Source organism: Paenibacillus sp. (genome assembly GCF_031177825.1).
Lineage (GTDB): Bacteria > Bacillota > Bacilli > Paenibacillales > YIM-B00363 > Paenibacillus_AE.
In genome coordinates, this window is sequence record NZ_JAPSKE010000012.1 from 1 (window position 1) to 16,110 (window position 16,110).

The window sequence follows — 16,110 nt, forward strand, 5'->3', positions numbered from 1 at the left end:
ATCTTAAAACGGAAAAGCTACACTTAGAAAGGCCGAAGACCTTCACCGAGACCCAACAGCATATTGCTGAGTATATCGCCTACTACAACTACGAACGTTTCCAGAAAAAACTCGGCGACCGCTCCCCCGTGGAATACCGGGAAGCGATCGCCGCTTAACATACTCTTTTCTTACTGTCTACTTGACGGGGCTATGACCAGGATGTAGGTATATACTACCGGTTATTACCTACGTAGGAGAGGATTTTGTTTTTATGAAAAAATGGGGGATTATCGCATCACTCGTTGCTGTCTCAGTCGTATCAGCTTCGATCGGTGCAACGGCTGCAACAGGAATTCAAGAAGTAAAGGCTTATTTGAACATGACATTGAACTTGAAACTTGCTGGTGACTCCTGGGCACCGCTTGACGGGTCTGGGAACCGAGTATATCCGATTACGTATAATGGAACGACTTACCTGCCTGTACGAGCCGTGGGAGAAGCGATGGGCGTAAATATCGGGTTCGATACGGCCACCAACACCGTCTTGATCGGTGGGGGCGCAGCGTCTGGCACCACTGCCGGAGCTAGCTCCGTTTCGAAAGGCGTTGGGTACTCACGCACGAATCCCGCTCCTCTCGGTACTGTTCTAAGCTTCAATGGCGAGCGAGTCCTAACCATTAATTTCGATGGCAAGATGTCCGTTTCTGAAGTAATTCGCGGGGAAGAAGCATGGGAAATCATTCGAGAAGCCAACATGTACAATGATGAGCCTCCAGCGGGGCATGAATATCTTCTTGCGAAAATCAATATTGATGTGACGAAGACCGTAAAAGACGGTGCTGTCGCCGTTATTTCACCGGTGTGGTTCACATTAGTGTCAACAGCAGGGAAAGATTACGAGGACGGAAGCGCTTTTGGTCTTGAGCCTAAGATTCGTGCCGCCCTCTACGAAGGTGCATCGCACACCGGATGGGCAAGTTTTATTGTTAAAACAGATGATCCGAGCCCGGCCATTACCTTCAACAGAGACGATGATGGGTCAGGTGGTATTTGGTTTAAGACGAATTAAAATATAAAATCCCCCGCTGGCCGTTGTGCTGCGGGGGATTGCTTATGCCAGGAACTCCACAAATACCGGATCGCGCAACATGCCGAACCTCGTATAATTCCGGGTTTTCACTTTTGCTCGGAGCAACGGTTGGAGGTACACGAAGTCCTTGTGCGATCCTGATTCGATCAACTTCGCGACCTCGAAGAAAGCTTTCTTATGTGCCGGCGCTACGCCGAACTCGATGACACCGGCGGGTTGCAGACGATCTCCTACTGCGAGAGATACAAGCCACCCGAATTCGGATTTACGGTACCCTGTGATGACAACCTCCGCATAGGTCCAGTTGATGACCTTAAGCCATTTCGCGACTCGTCGGCCGGTCGCGTATCTACTAGCCTTTTCCTTCGCGACGATGCCCTCCATCCCCCGCTCCTGTATCGAGCGGAACAAGGCTATCCCGCTCCCATCAAAAATGGGGATAATCGAGATGTTCGGGTTCTGTACCTGAAGCCCGGCGAGGATTTCCTTACGCCTCATCAGCGGAAGCGAGCGGAGATCTTTGCCCCGCAGTTGTAGGATATCGAACACGATGAAGCTGACCGGGTTCGTTCGGGCCGCGGCTTGGATCCGCTCCGTTCTTCGCAGCTGGAAGCGCTCGTTCAACGCTTCAAACGAGATTGTCCCCGTCGCGGGATCGACCTGCGCGACTTCACCGTCAAGGATTACATCGTCCTCGAGTCCGGGAAGTAGCTCGGGATATTTCGTCGTCACTTCGTTATTGTGTCGGGTATATAGCCGGGTCCCGCCGTTTATGTGGGAATAGATCATACGGTGGCCGTCTATCTTCGGCTCGAAGATATGGTCGGAACTGTCGAATGGTTCGTGAGCCGTCTCGAGCAGCATCGGAGAAATGAACATTTTGCATCACCTGCCTAACATTGTACCGCTCGTCGGTGAATGCGTTGAGTGGGAAGTCGAGGAAAAGAGAATCCCCCGTCAGCCATAACGGCCAGCGGGGAATTCTCATTTGCTACTGTAAGATACTACCCGCAGCAATGCGAGATCATAACGGGTAGGGTGTAACCTTAACTGAAAATTGGTGATTGGGAGAGAAATCAAACGGTGTACGTGGAGACACTACTAGGTACAATTTATCGCCAGGCCCAACCGGGGTTGTGTGGCCGATGTCCGTTCCACCAGGACCGTTATCTCCGATAGCAATCCCACTAGTAGTATAATTTATAGAGGCAATATATTTAATAAAATATAGATCGTAGTTGTAGCCAGGGGGGCAATTCAATTCAAAAAAAGCTCCGTCATAAGTTTTTCCTGATGTATTTTCCCATACAAACCAATCAATGTCTGTGGAGTCATAGATGGTGTGATAGTTTGTTCCGAAGGGTACAAGCGGGATAGCAGTTTCCATGGAATTCGCTTCATTATCAGCTGCAAGAGCTGATTGCGTTGTAGCAAACATGCTAACGGTGAGCAAACTTGCCACTAAAAGCTTTCTGATTTTGGACATCATTATCTCTCCCACTAGTTATTGGGACTGGCCAGTCGCCTACAATAAATCTATCATTTAACCCAAAATATTACAAGGAAAAAGATTCCACAAAGGGATATTTACATCTTCATTAGGGTGCAGTTTGTTTAGGATTACTTGGTATCAGGCGTTGTGTAAGGAACGAGTGTTCTGTAAAGAAACCCTTCCCGCTCCTGCTTCGTAGGTGTATACTACCAGTGATTACCACCGGAAGGGGCTGCGGTCATGGCAGTGTATTACGTTTGTCCGACATGCCAAGCGAAGAATGAAGAACAGCGAAGCTATTGCGATAAATGCGGTCATTGGCTGCTCAGCACAGCCTACCCCGCGAAGAGGATCGACACGAAGAAGCGTGCGAAGAAGGCCTTCGGCGGTGGTTCAATAATTGCTCTTCTCTTCATCGGTGCCGTGTTCTATTTCGGCTTTGTAGAGCAAGGGGCGACTCCGACATTTTCGCCGGGGACATATAGTTTCGAGAAAATGGAGATTGGGGAGCAGTACACCATATCTCAGTTTGTTGTTGATCCGAAGAGGCCATCAGCAACGGCCGACTTAACAGCCGTCAACGAGTCTCGAGATCCTATAGAGGTTAAAGCGGTGTTTTACGATGAGGCTGACAACCGTGTCGGGGTGGCCTCTACGATCATTACCAACGCCATAGCGAAGGGGCAAACGACTACGATCTCCCTCGATTTCGAAGAGGCGACCGGCTTAGATAAGCTCCGGCAGGTTCGCATCGAGGTAAATCCCCTGTCCCCTCTAATGTTGCTCGATCGGATGGGCGACAAGCTGAACAATGTGAATCCTCAATAACGCAAAAATCCCCCGCCAGCCAACACGGCCAGCGGGGGATTCGTCTTATTTCCGGTATTCGATTAAATCCGCGACATCCTCGATTTCGAGCGCCTGCATGACTTTCTCCAAATTTTCAGGCGACCAATGCTTCGCCTTGTTCTTCGCCATGTCGTCAACCGTGTTCCAGCGAATGCCGGTCATCTCGCTCAGTTGACGTGTATTGACGCCCTTCATTGCCATGGCCTGGTCCAACTTAAGCATCAACATCCCCCATCACCTCATGAACATAATACAACGAATCTCGATTAAATTCAACTATTTTCGTTGATATTCAACGATATTCGTTGTATAATAAAGTCATAAGGAGGTGAGACACAAATGGATAAGCTGACAGCTAGCGCATTTGAAAAAATGCAAAAAAGAGAACACTCCCTGCGAGTGTTGCGCGACCGGGTGGGACTGGGGCGCATAACTCGGGAAGTGTTCCGGACTGAATGCTTGAAGGTCATCGAGAGGTACCAACTCTCTGATGACGAGCAACGCGCTTACGACCTGTACAACCAAGTACAGAAACAACGTAAACGCAGGTAATACGGTTGGAGGGGGTTGCCGCCCCCTCCTCCTTACATTAACATATACGCGGGTAATAATGAAGGGTTGGCGATAGCTGTGAATGGATTAAAGCAGTTAAAGCATCTTGATTATGCGGTTTACGGGAACGTGATCGTTCCGTTACTAATGTTCGATACTGAAGTGTGGTTCCGTATAGACGATGACTGCGAGGCTGGGAAGTGTCGGGTCGTATGCCGTCCACGGCGGTTTGGTAAACGGCATGGGAGGAATGCCCGGACGTATTCTCTGACGGAAAAACCTTCGACCTTTTCGGAGGATGAATATTGATAATCCCCGCCAGTGACGACGACCAGCGGGGATTCATTTAATCGCGCTTCTCCACGGTGTTCTTCACGCCTGAGTACGCGCCGATCGCGGACAGTCCCATCACGAGGCCGACGAGGATCGCCTGCGGCGGATCTTCAGGGGCGACGTAGATAAACCCACCCGCGAGCCCGAGAACGAGCGCCACGGCGGGCAGCAGGCGTACACCGACGCCCATTTTGCCGGCGAGCCCGACAAGCGCGATGATGATCGGAATGAGTGCGATGTCGTAAGCGGTATATTCCATCTTACTTTTCCTCCTCGATTTCGAATGTCATAATGCGGGAGAACTTCTCGTCGATGTAGACGGCCACGGCGGCGACTCCTTCGTGAACAGCCAATAACTCGGTGCGGATATTGACCGCCAGCCCTTTCGCGTTCGCCATCGGCTACTTCGCTCCCTTCGTCGTAAGTACAACGTTTGCGCCATCCCATCCCACTTCTGCCCCGAACAGTTCAGCGATCAAGCGGATCGGCACGTGCGCTCGAGCCTCGATAATGTACCCGCCACCGATTCGCTCGCCATTCAAAAGCACGCCGCAGGCACCCTCCACGGCCGGCAGCTGCTTCGCATTCCAGTTTGCGAAGAAGTCCGGCTCCATCACGTTCACGTCGAGCCGGCCATTGTACGGCAGGCCGTCGTTGTCGCTTGTGTACTGGAACGCCGCCCAGTTGCCCCAGACGCCGTTGTCGCCTGGCGTCTTCACGCCGTAGTGCGCGATCCAGACCGGCCACGGCCGGAGCTCCGGTCCGAGGTACGACTTCGCAAAATGCGTGTACGTGTAGACGATTGGCGTCTCGCCAGTCAGCCGCTCGATCTCCTCGAGCCACTTCTTGGAGAAGAACGTGATCTGCTCCCGATTGTACTTACCTTCGTTCGTCTCGATGTCGAGCGCGAAAGGCAGATCGTGCGGCAGATCCTTCGTCGCTTTCAGCAAGTTCTCGACTTCTTTGCGCGGGTCGTTATACGGCCGGGCGTAGTGGTAGAAACCGATTCTCAGTCCCGCGCGGCGCGCGCCGGAGTAGTGCTCCTTCAGTTTCATATCGATATACGTGACGCCCTCCGTCGCCTTGATGTAAACGAACTGGACGCCCGCGGCGCGCATCGCCATCCAATCGATCGCGCCCTGGTGCCGACTGACGTCGATGCCCTTGATATGCTTGTCCGTTCTGGTTTGCATTACGCTCCTCCTCCCTGCCCGTCCAACCTGTTAAGTCGGTGATGGGCTTGTTTTGCAGATTCTTCTAGCCTTGTTACCCGTTCCGTGAGAGCGTCAAAGCGCTGCCCCTGCGCTCGTTGCTCGATTCGAACGTCGTCGATCCCGCGCTTGATGTACTCCATGTCGGCGTGCAATCGAGCATCTTTGCTTGCTTCGGCAACCGTCTCCTGCCGAATGGAACGGGATCGCCCCATCCATCCAAGTACAATGCCAGAAATGCCAGCGGCCGCCCCTACGACCACCGCGATCGATCCCGCATCCATATATCCACCCCGCCCCTATCAAATAAAAAGCCCCGGTCGGCTCGGGGCTACGCTGCATATGGATCGCCAGTGATGAGCTCATATTCTTCAGGCGTGATCTTGTTGTATTGGACATACCGTGCGACCTGCTCCTTCGTAGCCCAGCCTTTGTCGTAATACGTCTAAGAGAATTAGCGGACAAGCTTAAAAATAAATCTCTGGATTACCTTCTCGGTCTTGAAGTCGACACGATCGCCGCGCACCACGAAGAAGAGGACTGGACAGAAGAAGAAATCGAAGAGATCGAACGCTTCAAGGAGTTCGTCCGTTCGAAGCGGCAGAATAGTTAATTTGGAGCTGACGCCATTTGCCTTACGAGAGATTATTGAAGGATGCGGAAGAGGGGCAAGTCGACGTTTACGAAAAGAATATAAAGGGGAATATTAAAGGGCTATATTCAAATAACATCATCTGGATCAATCGGAATATCACGACCGCAGCTGAGAAGACGTGTATATTAGCTGAGGAACTTGGGCACCATCATACAACCGTCGGCGACATATTGGACCAGACCAAAGTTACGAACCGAAAGCAGGAACGTCGAGCACGGTCCTGGGCGTATGACAAGCTTGTACCCCTATCCGCGATCATCGAAGCACATAAAGCAGGTGTAAAGAGTCGGCACGAATTCGCAGAGCGACTTCAAATCACTGAGGAATTTTTAGCAGCAGCAATCGAATGGTACCAAGAAAAGTATGGACTTTTTATCCGTTATCAAGGATCAACCATATATTTCGAACCGCTCGTGGTCTTGGAATTGTTCGAATCATAATTCCTTTACCAGCCGCGAGGCTGTTTTCTTATAGCATTAAACCGAACATATGTTTTGAATGGAGGAAAGGAAATGGCATTCTTCCGAAAACGTGGGGAGAAGTGGGAGTACCGTATCAGCTTCGTCGATCGGCAAACCGGTAAGCAAAAAGAGACAACGAAGGGTGGATTCAAAACAAAGAAAGAAGCCCAAATCGCAGCAGCAGAGGCTGAATCAAAGATCCATTACTACGGTTTCGCTGAAAATGGCGGAGGATCAGTAGAGAAGTTTTTCAATGAATGGCTTGAGGTGTATAAGCGACCGAACGTGAAGCCGATAACATATTCCGTACAGGAGCGGAACGTTCGTCTTAATCTCCTGCCTCGTTGGGGGAAATACCGACTGAAGGACCTTTCCAGAAATGAATATCAGAAATGGATCAACGAGTTGCGTGGACATTACAGTGAAGGGACGGTCCGAAGGATTCATAGCATCATGAGCAGCGCCATGAACGACGCAGTCCACGAATTCAAAATCATGCGGGAGAATCCGATTCAGCGGATCAAGATCCCGAAAGAAGTGGACAAGCAGACAGGTGTGCAGTTCTATAGTCGGGAGCAACTCGAGAAGTTCCTCGATGCCACGAAAGAACCGGTAAAACACGCTAAGTACCAACATTCGATTCAATATTATGCGCTCTTCACATTGCTCGCCAGAAGCGGCCTGCGGATCGGCGAGGCTTAGCGTTAACATGGGACGATATCAACTTCGACCAGTGCACCGTCACCGTGAATAAAACGCTCGTATACCCTTTGAATTCGGAGCCTTACATCTCCACTCCGAAATCCAAAACGAGCGGCCGGACGATCAAATTGGATGCCGTGACGATCGCGTTAATGAGACGTCACCGAATCAACAAGAAAGAAGTCATATTACGGTATGAAAATTACAAGCAGACTGACAAAAACATCGTATTCCATCAGCATGACGGCCGCTGGTTGCGGACCAATATCGTCAGAGATTACTTCAAAACGGTATGTAGACGCGCCGGTGTTCCTATTCTGTCTCCGCACGCACTCCGACATACACATGCGGTTCACCTTCTCGAAGCTGGCGCAAATATAAAATACGTGTCCGAGCGACTTGGGCACGCAAGCGTGAAAGTCACAGCGGACACGTATCTGCATGTTACACAAAAGATTGAAGATGATGCGCTCGCCCTCTATGAGCGCTACGTCCAGAAATAACTGACCGGACAAAAACCGGACAAACCCCGTTTTGAAGCCCGAAAACCCTTAATCCTACAGGGTTACCCGATACTTCCTTCCATCTCGAACTTGATAAGACGGTTCATCTCGACCGCGTACTCCATCGGGAGCTCCTTCGTGAACGGCTCGATGAAGCCCATAACGATCATCTGCGTCGCTTCGGCTTCCGACAGGCCGCGGCTCATCAGGTAGAAGAGCTGATCCTCGGACACCTTCGACACCGTCGCTTCGTGCTCGAGGGTGATGTTGTCGTTCATGATTTCGTTGTACGGAATCGTGTCCGACGTCGACTCGTTATCCATGATGAGCGTATCGCACTTGATGTTCGCCTTCGCGCCTTCGGAGTTGCGTCCGAAGGAAGCGAGGCCGCGGTACGTTACCTTGCCGCCGTGCTTCGAGATCGACTTCGAGACGATCGTCGACGTCGTGTCCGGAGCGAGGTGGATCATCTTCGCGCCCGCGTCTTGGTGCTGGCCCTTGCCCGCGACCGCGATCGACAGCACGCTGCCCTTCGCGCCGCGGCCTTTCAGGATGACCGCCGGGTACTTCATCGTCAGCTTGGAGCCGATGTTGCCGTCGACCCATTCCATCGTCGCGTTCTCTTCCGCGACGGCGCGCTTCGTGACCAAGTTATAGATGTTCGGCGCCCAGTTTTGAATCGTCGTGTACCGCGCGCGCGAATTTTTCAAGCAAAGAATTTCGACGACGGCGCTGTGCAGCGAGTTCGTGCTGTAGATCGGCGCCGTGCAGCCTTCGACGTAATGGACGAACGCGTCCTCGTCGACGATGATGAGCGTCCGCTCGAATTGGCCCATGTTCTCGGAGTTGATCCGGAAGTACGCCTGAAGCGGAATTTCGCACTTCACGCCCTTCGGCACGTAGATAAAGCTGCCGCCCGACCATACCGCGCTGTTGAGCGCCGCGAACTTATTGTCCGCCGGCGGTACGACGGTGCCGAAATATTTACGGAACAGCTCCGGATGCTCCCGAAGCGCCGAGTCCGTATCCATGAAGATAACGCCTTGGTCTTCGAGCTCCTTCTGCATGCTGTGGTAGACGACCTCGGATTCGTACTGCGCCGAGACGCCGGCGAGGAACTTCTGCTCCGCTTCCGGGATGCCGAGCTTATCGAACGTCTCCTTGATTTCCGTCGGCACTTCTTCCCACGTCTTGCCTTGCTTCTCGGACGGCTTGACGTAATACTGGATGTCTTCGAAATCCAGATCGTCCATGTTGCCGCCCCACTTCGGCATCTCCATCTTGTGGAATTGCTCCAGGGACTTCAGGCGGAACTCGAGCATCCACTCGGGCTCGCCCTTCATCTCGGAGATGCTGCGGACGATATCCGCGTTCAGGCCCTTCCCGCTTTGGAAAATCGCCTTATGCTCGTCGCGAAAACCATATTTATATTCGCCGATCTCGGGCATTTGCTTCGCCATCGATAAACCCTCCTCTATGAAAATGTTCCCTGCTTACCGCTTCTCGACGGAAGCGGTTCGATCTATCTGAACGGATTTGTTCACGGTTGCGATTCTACGCCCTTGCGCAGCGCGTTCCATGCAAGTGTAGCACACTTGATGCGAGCGGGGAACTTATTCACGCCGCTCAGCGCTTCGATGTCTTCGTATTCCTCGAACTCGACGGCCTCGCCCTTCATCAATCCGGAAAACCGCTCCGCGAGATCGATCGCCTGCTCCAACGTCTTGCCCTTGACCGCGTCGGTCATCATCGAGGCGGACGCCATCGAGATCGAACAGCCCTCGCCTTTGAACTTCGCCTCGCGCACGACGCCGTCTTCGATCCGAAGCTGCAGCGTAATGCGGTCGCCGCACGTCGGATTGCTCAGCTCGACGCCTACGGTTCCTTCGGCGAGTTCGCCTTGGTTTCGCGGGGTTTTATAATGATCCATAATCACGCGACGGTACAGATCATCCAATTGCATGGCCGAAGTACTCCTTTGCGCGTTGTAGCGAAGCGATTAAACGATCGACATCCGATTCGTCGTTATACAGATAGAAGCTCGCCCGCGCCGTCGCCGACACCTTCAGCCACCGCATGAGCGGCTGGCAGCAATGGTGGCCGGCGCGCACCGCCACGCCCTCGGCGTCGAGCACCGTCGCGACGTCGTGCGGGTGGACGTCGTCGAGATTGAACGTCACGAGCGACGTGCGTCCGGACGCCGGGCCGAACACCGACACGCCGTCCATGGCGGAGAGCCGCTCCCACGCGTACGTCGCGAGCTGGCGGTCGTGCGCCTCGATGTTGTCCATGCCGACTTCCGTCAGGAAATCGATCGCGGCGCCGAGACCGACCGCGCCGGCGATGATCGGCGTGCCCGCCTCGAAGCGCCACGGAATTTCCTTCCACGTCGCGTCGAACAGGTCGACGAAATCGATCATCTCGCCGCCGAATTCGACCGGCTCCATCGCTTCGAGCAGCTCGCGCTTGCCATAGAGTGCCCCTATGCCCGTAGGCCCACACATCTTGTGGCCCGAGAAAGCGAAGAAGTCGCAGTCGAGCTTCTGCACGTCGATCTTCAGATGCGGCGCGCTCTGCGCCCCGTCGAGGAGCACCTTCGCGCCGTGCTGATGCGCCAGCGCGATGATCTCTTCGACCGGCGTGACGGCGCCGAGCACGTTCGACAGATGCGTCACCGCGACCATCTTCGTGTTCGGCGTAATCGTCGCCGCGGCGCCCGCGAGGTCGAACGACCCGTCGTCGTTCATCGGGAGATGCTTCAGCGTCGCCCACGTCGCCTTCGCCGCCTGCTGCCACGGAATGAGATTCGCGTGGTGCTCGATCGGCGAGATGACGATCTCGTCGCCCGGCTTGCAAACCGCGCGGGCGTAGCTGGCGGCCACCGTATTGATGGACGTCGTCGCGCCGCGCGTGAAGACGATCTCCGAAGCGGAGCGGGCGTTAATGAACCGCGCCACCTTCTCCCGCGCGCCTTCGTAGGCGTCCGTCGCCCGCGTGCCGAGCGTATGGACGCCGCGGTGCACGTTCGCGTTGTCGCGCTCGTAGTACCGCTGCACCGCCTCTATCACTTGGCGGGGCTTCTGCGACGTCGCCGCGCTGTCGAGGTACACGAGCGGGTGGCCGTTCACGTCCTGCTGCAAAATCGGAAACAGCGACTTCAGCTCCGCAGGCGAGAGGGCGCTCATTGTCCGAGTTTCCTCTCGACCAGCGCGCTAAGCTGCTCCCGCAGCGCCTCCAGCGGGATCTCCTCGATGACCGGATACAAGAAGCCGTAGATGATGAGGCGCTCGGCCTCCGGCTTCGGGATGCCGCGGGACATCAAGTAGTACACTTGGTCCGGGTTCACTTGTCCGACGCTCGCGGCGTGGCCTGCGGTGACGTCGTCTTCGTCGATGAGCAGAATCGGGTTCGCGTCGCCGCGCGCCTTCGGGCTCAACATGAGCACGCGCTCGGTTTGCTGGCCGTCCGCCTTCGTGGCGCCGTGCTCGATCTTCGTGATGCCGTTGATAATGCCCGTCGCTTCGTCGCGCATGACGGCGCGCGTAATCATGTCGCTCGCCGACGACTTGCCGAAGTGAACGGCGCGGGTCGTGTAATTCAGTTTCTGGTCGCCGACGCCGACCGCAATGACTTTCATGTCGGAATTGGAGCCGTTGCCCTTCAAGATCGAATACGTGTCGGCCACGCCGTTGCCGTGGCTCAACTCGCCGACGATCCATTCGATCTTGGCGTCGTTCTCGAGCACCGCGCGGCGGTAGTTGACGTCCGTCACGTGTGCCCCGAGATCGTGCACCGTCGCGACGCGGACGCTGGCGCCCGGCTTCGCGAACACTTCGAGTACGCCGTTATGCAGCATCTTCGTCTCCGAAGCGGCCGACAAGTAGTTGTCGACGTACGTGACGGAGCTGTGCGTATCGGCGACGATGAGCACGTGCGGCGCGAACGTCGCTTCCGGATTTTCGCTGTAGAAGATCGCCTGAATCGGCTCCTTTACTTCTACGTTCTTCGGCACGTACAGGAACAACCCGCCGTTCCAGAGCGCCGCGTGCAGCGCGGTCAGACGGTGTTCGTCTTTCTTGACCGCTTGCATGAAATATTGTTGAACGAGCTCCGGATGGTCGCTCGCCGCTTGCTCCAGGCTCTTCAGGATGACGCCTTGGCTCTCCAGCTCCGGGGACACCCGAACGAACACGACGCCGGAATCATGCTGCACCAGCAGGTTCGGGCTCGGGTTGTCGCCGATCAGGTTCGCGAGCTCGCCCGGAAGCTCGGCCGCGTTCGCGACCGGCTTCGCCGGACGGTACGCGCCCGTGCCGCCGAGCGTCCAGCGGTCGATCCGCGTCTTCTCGAGCTTCGGCAGCGCCAGCTGCGACGCGAGCGCGAGCGCTTCGGCGCGCGATTGCGCGAGCCAAGCCGGCTCTTGCTTCGCCGCGGCGATCGAAGCGTACGTATTTTGGTCGATGGCAATCGTATCTGTGGTCACTGTTGGCCGCCCCCTTACGAAAATTTCGGAGCGGTGGTGTTCTTCGGAACGACGAACTCTTCTTTGTCGTTGCCTACCGTCTCGTCTTCGATGCCAAGCTCCGCTTTCACCCAGTCATAGCCTTCCGCCTCGAGGCGTTCGGCCAGCTCCGGACCGCCGGACTTCACGATGCGGCCCTGCATCATGACATGAACGAAATCCGGTTTAATATAATTTAACAACCGCTGATAGTGCGTAATGATCAGGAACGAACGATCTTCCGCGCGCATCGCGTTCACGCCGGCCGCGACGACCTTCAGCGCGTCGATGTCGAGACCGGAGTCGATCTCGTCGAGAATGATGATGCGAGGCTCGAGCACCATCATCTGCAGAATTTCGTTCCGCTTCTTCTCGCCGCCGGAGAAGCCTTCGTTCAGGTAGCGGTGCATGAACTGCGGGTCCATCTCGAGCTCTTTCATCTTCGCTTCCATCTGGCGAATGAACTTGATGAGCGAGATTTCTTTGCCTTCGCCGCGGCGCGCGTTGATGGCGCTGCGCAGGAAGTCGGCGTTCGTCACGCCCGTAATTTCGCTCGGGTACTGCATCGCCAGGAACAAGCCCGCGAGCGCGCGCTCGTCGACGCCCATCTCGAGCACGTCTTCGCCGTCGAGGGTGACGCTGCCGCCTTGGACTTCGTATTTCGGATGACCCATGAGCGTCGAAGCGAGCGTACTCTTGCCCGTTCCGTTCGGCCCCATGATCGCGTGGATTTCGCCGCCCTTGATTTCAAGGTTGAACCCCTTAAGAATTTCCTTGCCTTCGATCGAAGAGCGAAGATCTTGTATTTTCAAAACCGGTGCTTGTGCCATAACGACTGTTTCCCTCCAAGTTTAATTTTCTATTTAGAATTATTCTAAATTGATTCTCACTGATTCTCAACTGTTAATTTTAATATAGAATTATTCCAATTCGCAAGGGCGGCCGGAAAATCGCTCGTTTGCGCGAAAACTCTTACCTTTTTAAAACTTCCTGGATGTCCGCCGCCTTCCGCGCGAACGCTTCGTCGGACAAGACCGGTCGCCCGAGGGCGGCTCGGTCCGCGCCGATCGGCAATCGTACCCAGGACTTGCATCCGGCGAACCCCGGGTCGTTAGGCACATCGATCGGCGCCTCGAACCGATATACGCGCAGCAGCAGGCAATGCAGCGGCTTCGTCCGCTTCCAATGAAGCCGCTCGGAGGCGTAATCGTCCGTCCATATATGATATGGAGACAACGCTCGCAGGCGTTCCTCGTCCTCGATCAGCAGATCTTCGACCGCTTCGGCCCAAGCTTTGATGGGCACGACCGGCGCGTCCGGCGTCCACTCCGCCTTCGTCGCGGCGACGAGCCGCCGGTACGGCTCTTTCAATAGATGCTCTTTCTGATGTTCGTAGGTCGGGAAAAAATAAAACGATTCGTTCGTCAATTCGAAATCGCGCGTCTCCTCTCGAATCCCGCCCTTGCGCAAGGCGAGAATCGTATCGCCGCCAAGAAACGCTTCCACCGCGGACGCCCATTCCTTCAGCGCCGCCGTCGCATTTTCGCTCATGCTATGTATCCGCCTCCCCGGTAAAACAATGCAAGGGCCGTTCCGTATCGAAATGCCCGTCTCTCCCCATTCTAATATCGCAGTCATCATTCTCGCCAAAGGAGTGACGGTTTCATGCGCGAAGGATTAATTCCGGCCATCCTCGGCACCGCGGTCGCCACGACGGGAGCTGCGATGCTCAAGCGGAACCCGGCTGTCGGCTACGGAATCCTCGGCTTCGGGCTCGCCCACATCGTGCTCGGCGCCATCGACTTGATCGAACACAAATAATCAAGCCGCCAGGAGCGAAAATGAAGAACACCTGCGCCCGACATCGGCAGCAGGTGTTTTCATTATACATAAAAAGTTGCTATTCGTTAAACGACCGGAGCATCCATGCATGCTTCTCCAGCGAGGAACGAATGCCGAGCAGCATGTCCGACGTCGCCTCGTCGCCGGCCTGCTGCGCGATGTCCATCCCTTGCTCGAGCTCGGCGATGATCGCGCGGAAGTCGTTTTCGATGTTCCGCACCATATCGGCCGGCTTCTCGCCGCCCGCCGCTTCCCCGATCGAGGCGGTGACGAGGTATTCCCGCATCGTCGCGGGCGGCATGCCTCCGATCGACAGCACCCGCTCCGCGAGCTCGTCGATGTGGAGCGCCGCTTCGTTGTACAGCTCCTCGAATTTGAGGTGCAGCGTGAAGAAGACCGGCCCCTTCACGAACCAGTGGTAGTTGTGCAGCTTGACGAATAAGACGTTCCAGTTGGCGATCTGCTTGTTCAGGAACGCGACGACGTTCTGCGTCGTCCCCGAGCCTTGAGCGGACAGAGTCCGGTCGAGCGTTGCGTTTGGGGTCATGAGTTCCGCTTCCTCCTCTTGTTCGAATGACTTGCTTTCTTCTTCGAGTACCATTATTTTGCAACGAAGCAGCGGATCTTATCACAACGCCGCGAAATGTATTTTCTTCCGAGCCCCGCTTGTCTTATACTAAGAGGTAATGTCTTTAGAAAAGGCGGGATCCGAACCATGAGCGCATACCATCCGTTAACCGAAGCCGAAGCGATTGTAAGGGCTCGCGCCGTACCGGGCGTCTTCGCCCCCGGCGCGAACCTGACCGTACGCGAGATCGGCGACGGCAATTTGAATTTGGTGTTCCATATCCAAGAGTCCGGCCAAGGCAAAGGGCTGATCCTGAAGCAGGCGCTTCCGTACGCGAAGGTCGTCGGCGAATCGTGGCCGCTGACGCTCGACCGCGCCCGCATCGAGAGCGAAGCGCTGATGATCCAAGGCGAGCTCGCGCCCGGCCTCGCGCCGAAGGTGTACGAATACGAGCCGGAGCTCGCGCTGACGATCATGGAGGATTTGAGCGACCACGTCATCATGCGCCGAGGCCTTATCGAAGGCAACGCATATCCGCTCTTCGCCGGCCATATCGGGGAGTTCCTCGCGCGAACGCTGTTCTTCACGTCGGATTTCGGCATGAACCAGCAGCAGAAGAAGCTGAAGACCGGGCGATTCATCAATCCCGAGCTTTGCAAGATTACGGAAGACTTGATCTTCGACGATCCGTATACGGTATCGGCGAACAATAATTACGATCCCGCGATCGAGAAGGAAGCCGCGTCGCTTCGCGAAGACCGCGAGCTTCATCTGGAGGTCGCGCGCCTGCGCTACGGCTTCCTGACCAAGGGGCAGGCGCTGCTGCACGGCGATCTGCACACCGGCTCCATCTTCGTCACGCCGACGTCGACGAAAGTCATCGACCCCGAGTTCGCCTACTACGGGCCGATGGGCTTCGATATCGGCGCCGTGCTGGCGAACCTGCTGCTGAACGCCGTGGCGCAGGGGGGACGCATGGACGATCCGTCGAAGCTCGGCGACTTCCGCGCGTATTTGCTCGACACGGTCCAGCAGGTGTGGGACGAGTTCGAGACGCGCTTCCGCGCGTTATGGGCGGAGCACTGCGTCGACCGTCTGCTGCGGGAATCCGGTTACCTGGACGCGTTCCTCGCCGAGCTGCTGCAGGACACGTTCGGCTACGCCGGCGCGAAGATGGTCCGCCGCATCGTCGGCCTCGCCCACGTCGCCGACATCGACGGCATCCCGGACGAAGCGCGCCGCAACCGCGCCCGCCGCGTCGCGCTCGCGATCGGCACCGATCTTATCAAGCGGCACCGGACGGCGGGATCGATCGGTCAGATGCTCGCTGTCGCAAACCTCCATCTTGCATCGAAAGAAGGCAACTGAA

Annotated in this window: 23 protein-coding genes and 1 pseudogene; 9 read left to right on the forward strand and 15 right to left on the reverse strand. The window is 55.6% G+C overall.

What is annotated here, in order from left to right; genetic code table 11:
* A partial coding sequence (locus RIN49_RS28810; protein WP_375295258.1) for an IS3 family transposase occupies positions 1–158 on the forward strand: 158 nt, incomplete at its 5' end.
* A gap of 95 nt (positions 159–253) precedes the next feature.
* Positions 254–1,051: a stalk domain-containing protein gene (locus RIN49_RS15090; RefSeq protein WP_309120995.1), complete on the forward strand. Its 798-nt coding sequence runs from the start codon at positions 254–256 to the stop codon at positions 1,049–1,051.
* A gap of 42 nt (positions 1,052–1,093) precedes the next feature.
* Here the strand turns inward: RIN49_RS15090 and RIN49_RS15095 are convergent, their stop codons facing one another.
* Both RIN49_RS15095 and RIN49_RS15100 read right to left on the reverse strand, forming a co-directional pair.
* Positions 1,094–1,951 (reverse strand): ATP-dependent DNA ligase, encoded by an 858-nt coding sequence (locus RIN49_RS15095; protein ID WP_309120996.1) that lies wholly within the window; start codon positions 1,949–1,951, stop codon positions 1,094–1,096.
* A gap of 145 nt (positions 1,952–2,096) precedes the next feature.
* Positions 2,097–2,558 (reverse strand): hypothetical protein, encoded by a 462-nt coding sequence (locus tag RIN49_RS15100; protein ID WP_309120997.1) that lies wholly within the window; start codon positions 2,556–2,558, stop codon positions 2,097–2,099.
* A 246-nt stretch (positions 2,559–2,804) separates the two neighbouring features.
* Between RIN49_RS15100 and RIN49_RS15105 the strand changes: the two genes are divergently transcribed.
* Complete coding sequence (locus tag RIN49_RS15105; protein WP_309120998.1) at positions 2,805–3,392, forward strand: hypothetical protein; 588 nt, start codon at positions 2,805–2,807, stop codon at positions 3,390–3,392.
* Between the two features lie 45 nt (positions 3,393–3,437).
* Here RIN49_RS15105 and RIN49_RS15110 read toward each other — a convergent pair whose 3' ends face one another.
* Positions 3,438–3,641, reverse strand: coding sequence for a helix-turn-helix domain-containing protein (locus RIN49_RS15110; RefSeq protein ID WP_309120999.1), 204 nt, complete (start codon positions 3,639–3,641; stop codon positions 3,438–3,440).
* 111 nt (positions 3,642–3,752) lie between these two features.
* Between RIN49_RS15110 and RIN49_RS15115 the strand changes: the two genes are divergently transcribed.
* Positions 3,753–3,965, forward strand: a complete 213-nt coding sequence (locus RIN49_RS15115) for a hypothetical protein (RefSeq protein ID WP_309121000.1) — start codon at positions 3,753–3,755, stop codon at positions 3,963–3,965.
* A 346-nt stretch (positions 3,966–4,311) separates the two neighbouring features.
* On the opposite strand, the gene RIN49_RS15120 is transcribed toward RIN49_RS15115, so the two are convergent.
* From RIN49_RS15120 to RIN49_RS28815, 5 genes and pseudogenes are all read right to left on the reverse strand, one after another.
* Positions 4,312–4,557 carry a hypothetical protein gene (locus RIN49_RS15120; RefSeq protein WP_309121001.1) on the reverse strand — a complete coding sequence of 82 codons (246 nt, stop codon included), beginning with the start codon at positions 4,555–4,557 and terminating at the stop codon, positions 4,312–4,314.
* A gap of 1 nt (position 4,558) precedes the next feature.
* Positions 4,559–4,696 carry a hypothetical protein gene (locus RIN49_RS15125; protein WP_309121002.1) on the reverse strand — a complete coding sequence of 46 codons (138 nt, stop codon included), beginning with the start codon at positions 4,694–4,696 and terminating at the stop codon, positions 4,559–4,561.
* 3 nt (positions 4,697–4,699) lie between these two features.
* Entirely contained in the window at positions 4,700–5,491 is a 792-nt protein-coding gene (locus RIN49_RS15130) for a GH25 family lysozyme (RefSeq protein ID WP_309121003.1), read from the reverse strand.
* Positions 5,491–5,793 carry a hypothetical protein gene (locus RIN49_RS15135; RefSeq protein ID WP_309121004.1) on the reverse strand — a complete coding sequence of 101 codons (303 nt, stop codon included), beginning with the start codon at positions 5,791–5,793 and terminating at the stop codon, positions 5,491–5,493. The genes RIN49_RS15130 and RIN49_RS15135 overlap by 1 nt, the downstream gene beginning before the upstream one ends.
* A 47-nt stretch (positions 5,794–5,840) precedes the next feature.
* Positions 5,841–5,909 (reverse strand): annotated as a pseudogene (locus RIN49_RS28815) (XkdX family protein); the annotation flags it as partial.
* A gap of 230 nt (positions 5,910–6,139) precedes the next feature.
* On the opposite strand from RIN49_RS28815, the gene RIN49_RS15140 reads away from it, so the two are divergent.
* From RIN49_RS15140 to RIN49_RS15150, 3 genes are all read left to right on the forward strand, one after another.
* On the forward strand, positions 6,140–6,604 hold the full coding sequence (locus tag RIN49_RS15140; protein ID WP_309121005.1) for an ImmA/IrrE family metallo-endopeptidase: 465 nt from the start codon (positions 6,140–6,142) through the stop codon (positions 6,602–6,604).
* Positions 6,605–6,676: 72 nt separating this feature from the next.
* Entirely contained in the window at positions 6,677–7,327 is a 651-nt protein-coding gene (locus RIN49_RS15145; protein ID WP_309121006.1) for a tyrosine-type recombinase/integrase, read from the forward strand.
* A gap of 44 nt (positions 7,328–7,371) precedes the next feature.
* Positions 7,372–7,830, forward strand: a complete 459-nt coding sequence (locus RIN49_RS15150; RefSeq protein WP_309121007.1) for a site-specific integrase — start codon at positions 7,372–7,374, stop codon at positions 7,828–7,830.
* Positions 7,831–7,892: 62 nt separating this feature from the next.
* Here the strand turns inward: RIN49_RS15150 and sufB are convergent, their stop codons facing one another.
* From sufB to RIN49_RS15180, 6 genes are all read right to left on the reverse strand, one after another.
* Complete coding sequence (sufB, locus tag RIN49_RS15155) at positions 7,893–9,290, reverse strand: Fe-S cluster assembly protein SufB (RefSeq protein ID WP_309121008.1); 1,398 nt, start codon at positions 9,288–9,290, stop codon at positions 7,893–7,895.
* Between the two features lie 80 nt (positions 9,291–9,370).
* Positions 9,371–9,793 (reverse strand): Fe-S cluster assembly sulfur transfer protein SufU, encoded by a 423-nt coding sequence (gene sufU, locus RIN49_RS15160; protein WP_309121009.1) that lies wholly within the window; start codon positions 9,791–9,793, stop codon positions 9,371–9,373.
* The gene (locus RIN49_RS15165) at positions 9,780–11,015 is read right to left on the reverse strand and encodes a cysteine desulfurase (protein WP_309121010.1); all 1,236 of its coding nucleotides are present in this window, start codon (positions 11,013–11,015) and stop codon (positions 9,780–9,782) included. The genes sufU and RIN49_RS15165 overlap by 14 nt, the downstream gene beginning before the upstream one ends.
* Positions 11,012–12,313, reverse strand: a complete 1,302-nt coding sequence (sufD, locus tag RIN49_RS15170; protein ID WP_309121011.1) for a Fe-S cluster assembly protein SufD — start codon at positions 12,311–12,313, stop codon at positions 11,012–11,014. Before sufD ends, RIN49_RS15165 begins: the two co-directional genes overlap by 4 nt.
* A gap of 14 nt (positions 12,314–12,327) precedes the next feature.
* Positions 12,328–13,161 carry a Fe-S cluster assembly ATPase SufC gene (gene sufC / locus RIN49_RS15175; RefSeq protein ID WP_309121012.1) on the reverse strand — a complete coding sequence of 278 codons (834 nt, stop codon included), beginning with the start codon at positions 13,159–13,161 and terminating at the stop codon, positions 12,328–12,330.
* A gap of 142 nt (positions 13,162–13,303) precedes the next feature.
* Positions 13,304–13,882 carry a DUF1802 family protein gene (locus RIN49_RS15180; RefSeq protein ID WP_309121013.1) on the reverse strand — a complete coding sequence of 193 codons (579 nt, stop codon included), beginning with the start codon at positions 13,880–13,882 and terminating at the stop codon, positions 13,304–13,306.
* A 114-nt stretch (positions 13,883–13,996) separates the two neighbouring features.
* On the opposite strand from RIN49_RS15180, the gene RIN49_RS15185 reads away from it, so the two are divergent.
* Entirely contained in the window at positions 13,997–14,152 is a 156-nt protein-coding gene (locus RIN49_RS15185) for an asparagine synthase (protein WP_138195436.1), read from the forward strand.
* A gap of 79 nt (positions 14,153–14,231) precedes the next feature.
* On the opposite strand, the gene RIN49_RS15190 is transcribed toward RIN49_RS15185, so the two are convergent.
* Positions 14,232–14,720 carry a Dps family protein gene (locus RIN49_RS15190; RefSeq protein ID WP_309121014.1) on the reverse strand — a complete coding sequence of 163 codons (489 nt, stop codon included), beginning with the start codon at positions 14,718–14,720 and terminating at the stop codon, positions 14,232–14,234.
* Positions 14,721–14,888: 168 nt separating this feature from the next.
* Between RIN49_RS15190 and mtnK the strand changes: the two genes are divergently transcribed.
* On the forward strand, positions 14,889–16,109 hold the full coding sequence (gene mtnK, locus RIN49_RS15195; RefSeq protein ID WP_309121015.1) for an S-methyl-5-thioribose kinase: 1,221 nt from the start codon (positions 14,889–14,891) through the stop codon (positions 16,107–16,109).
* Position 16,110 lies beyond the last annotated feature (1 nt).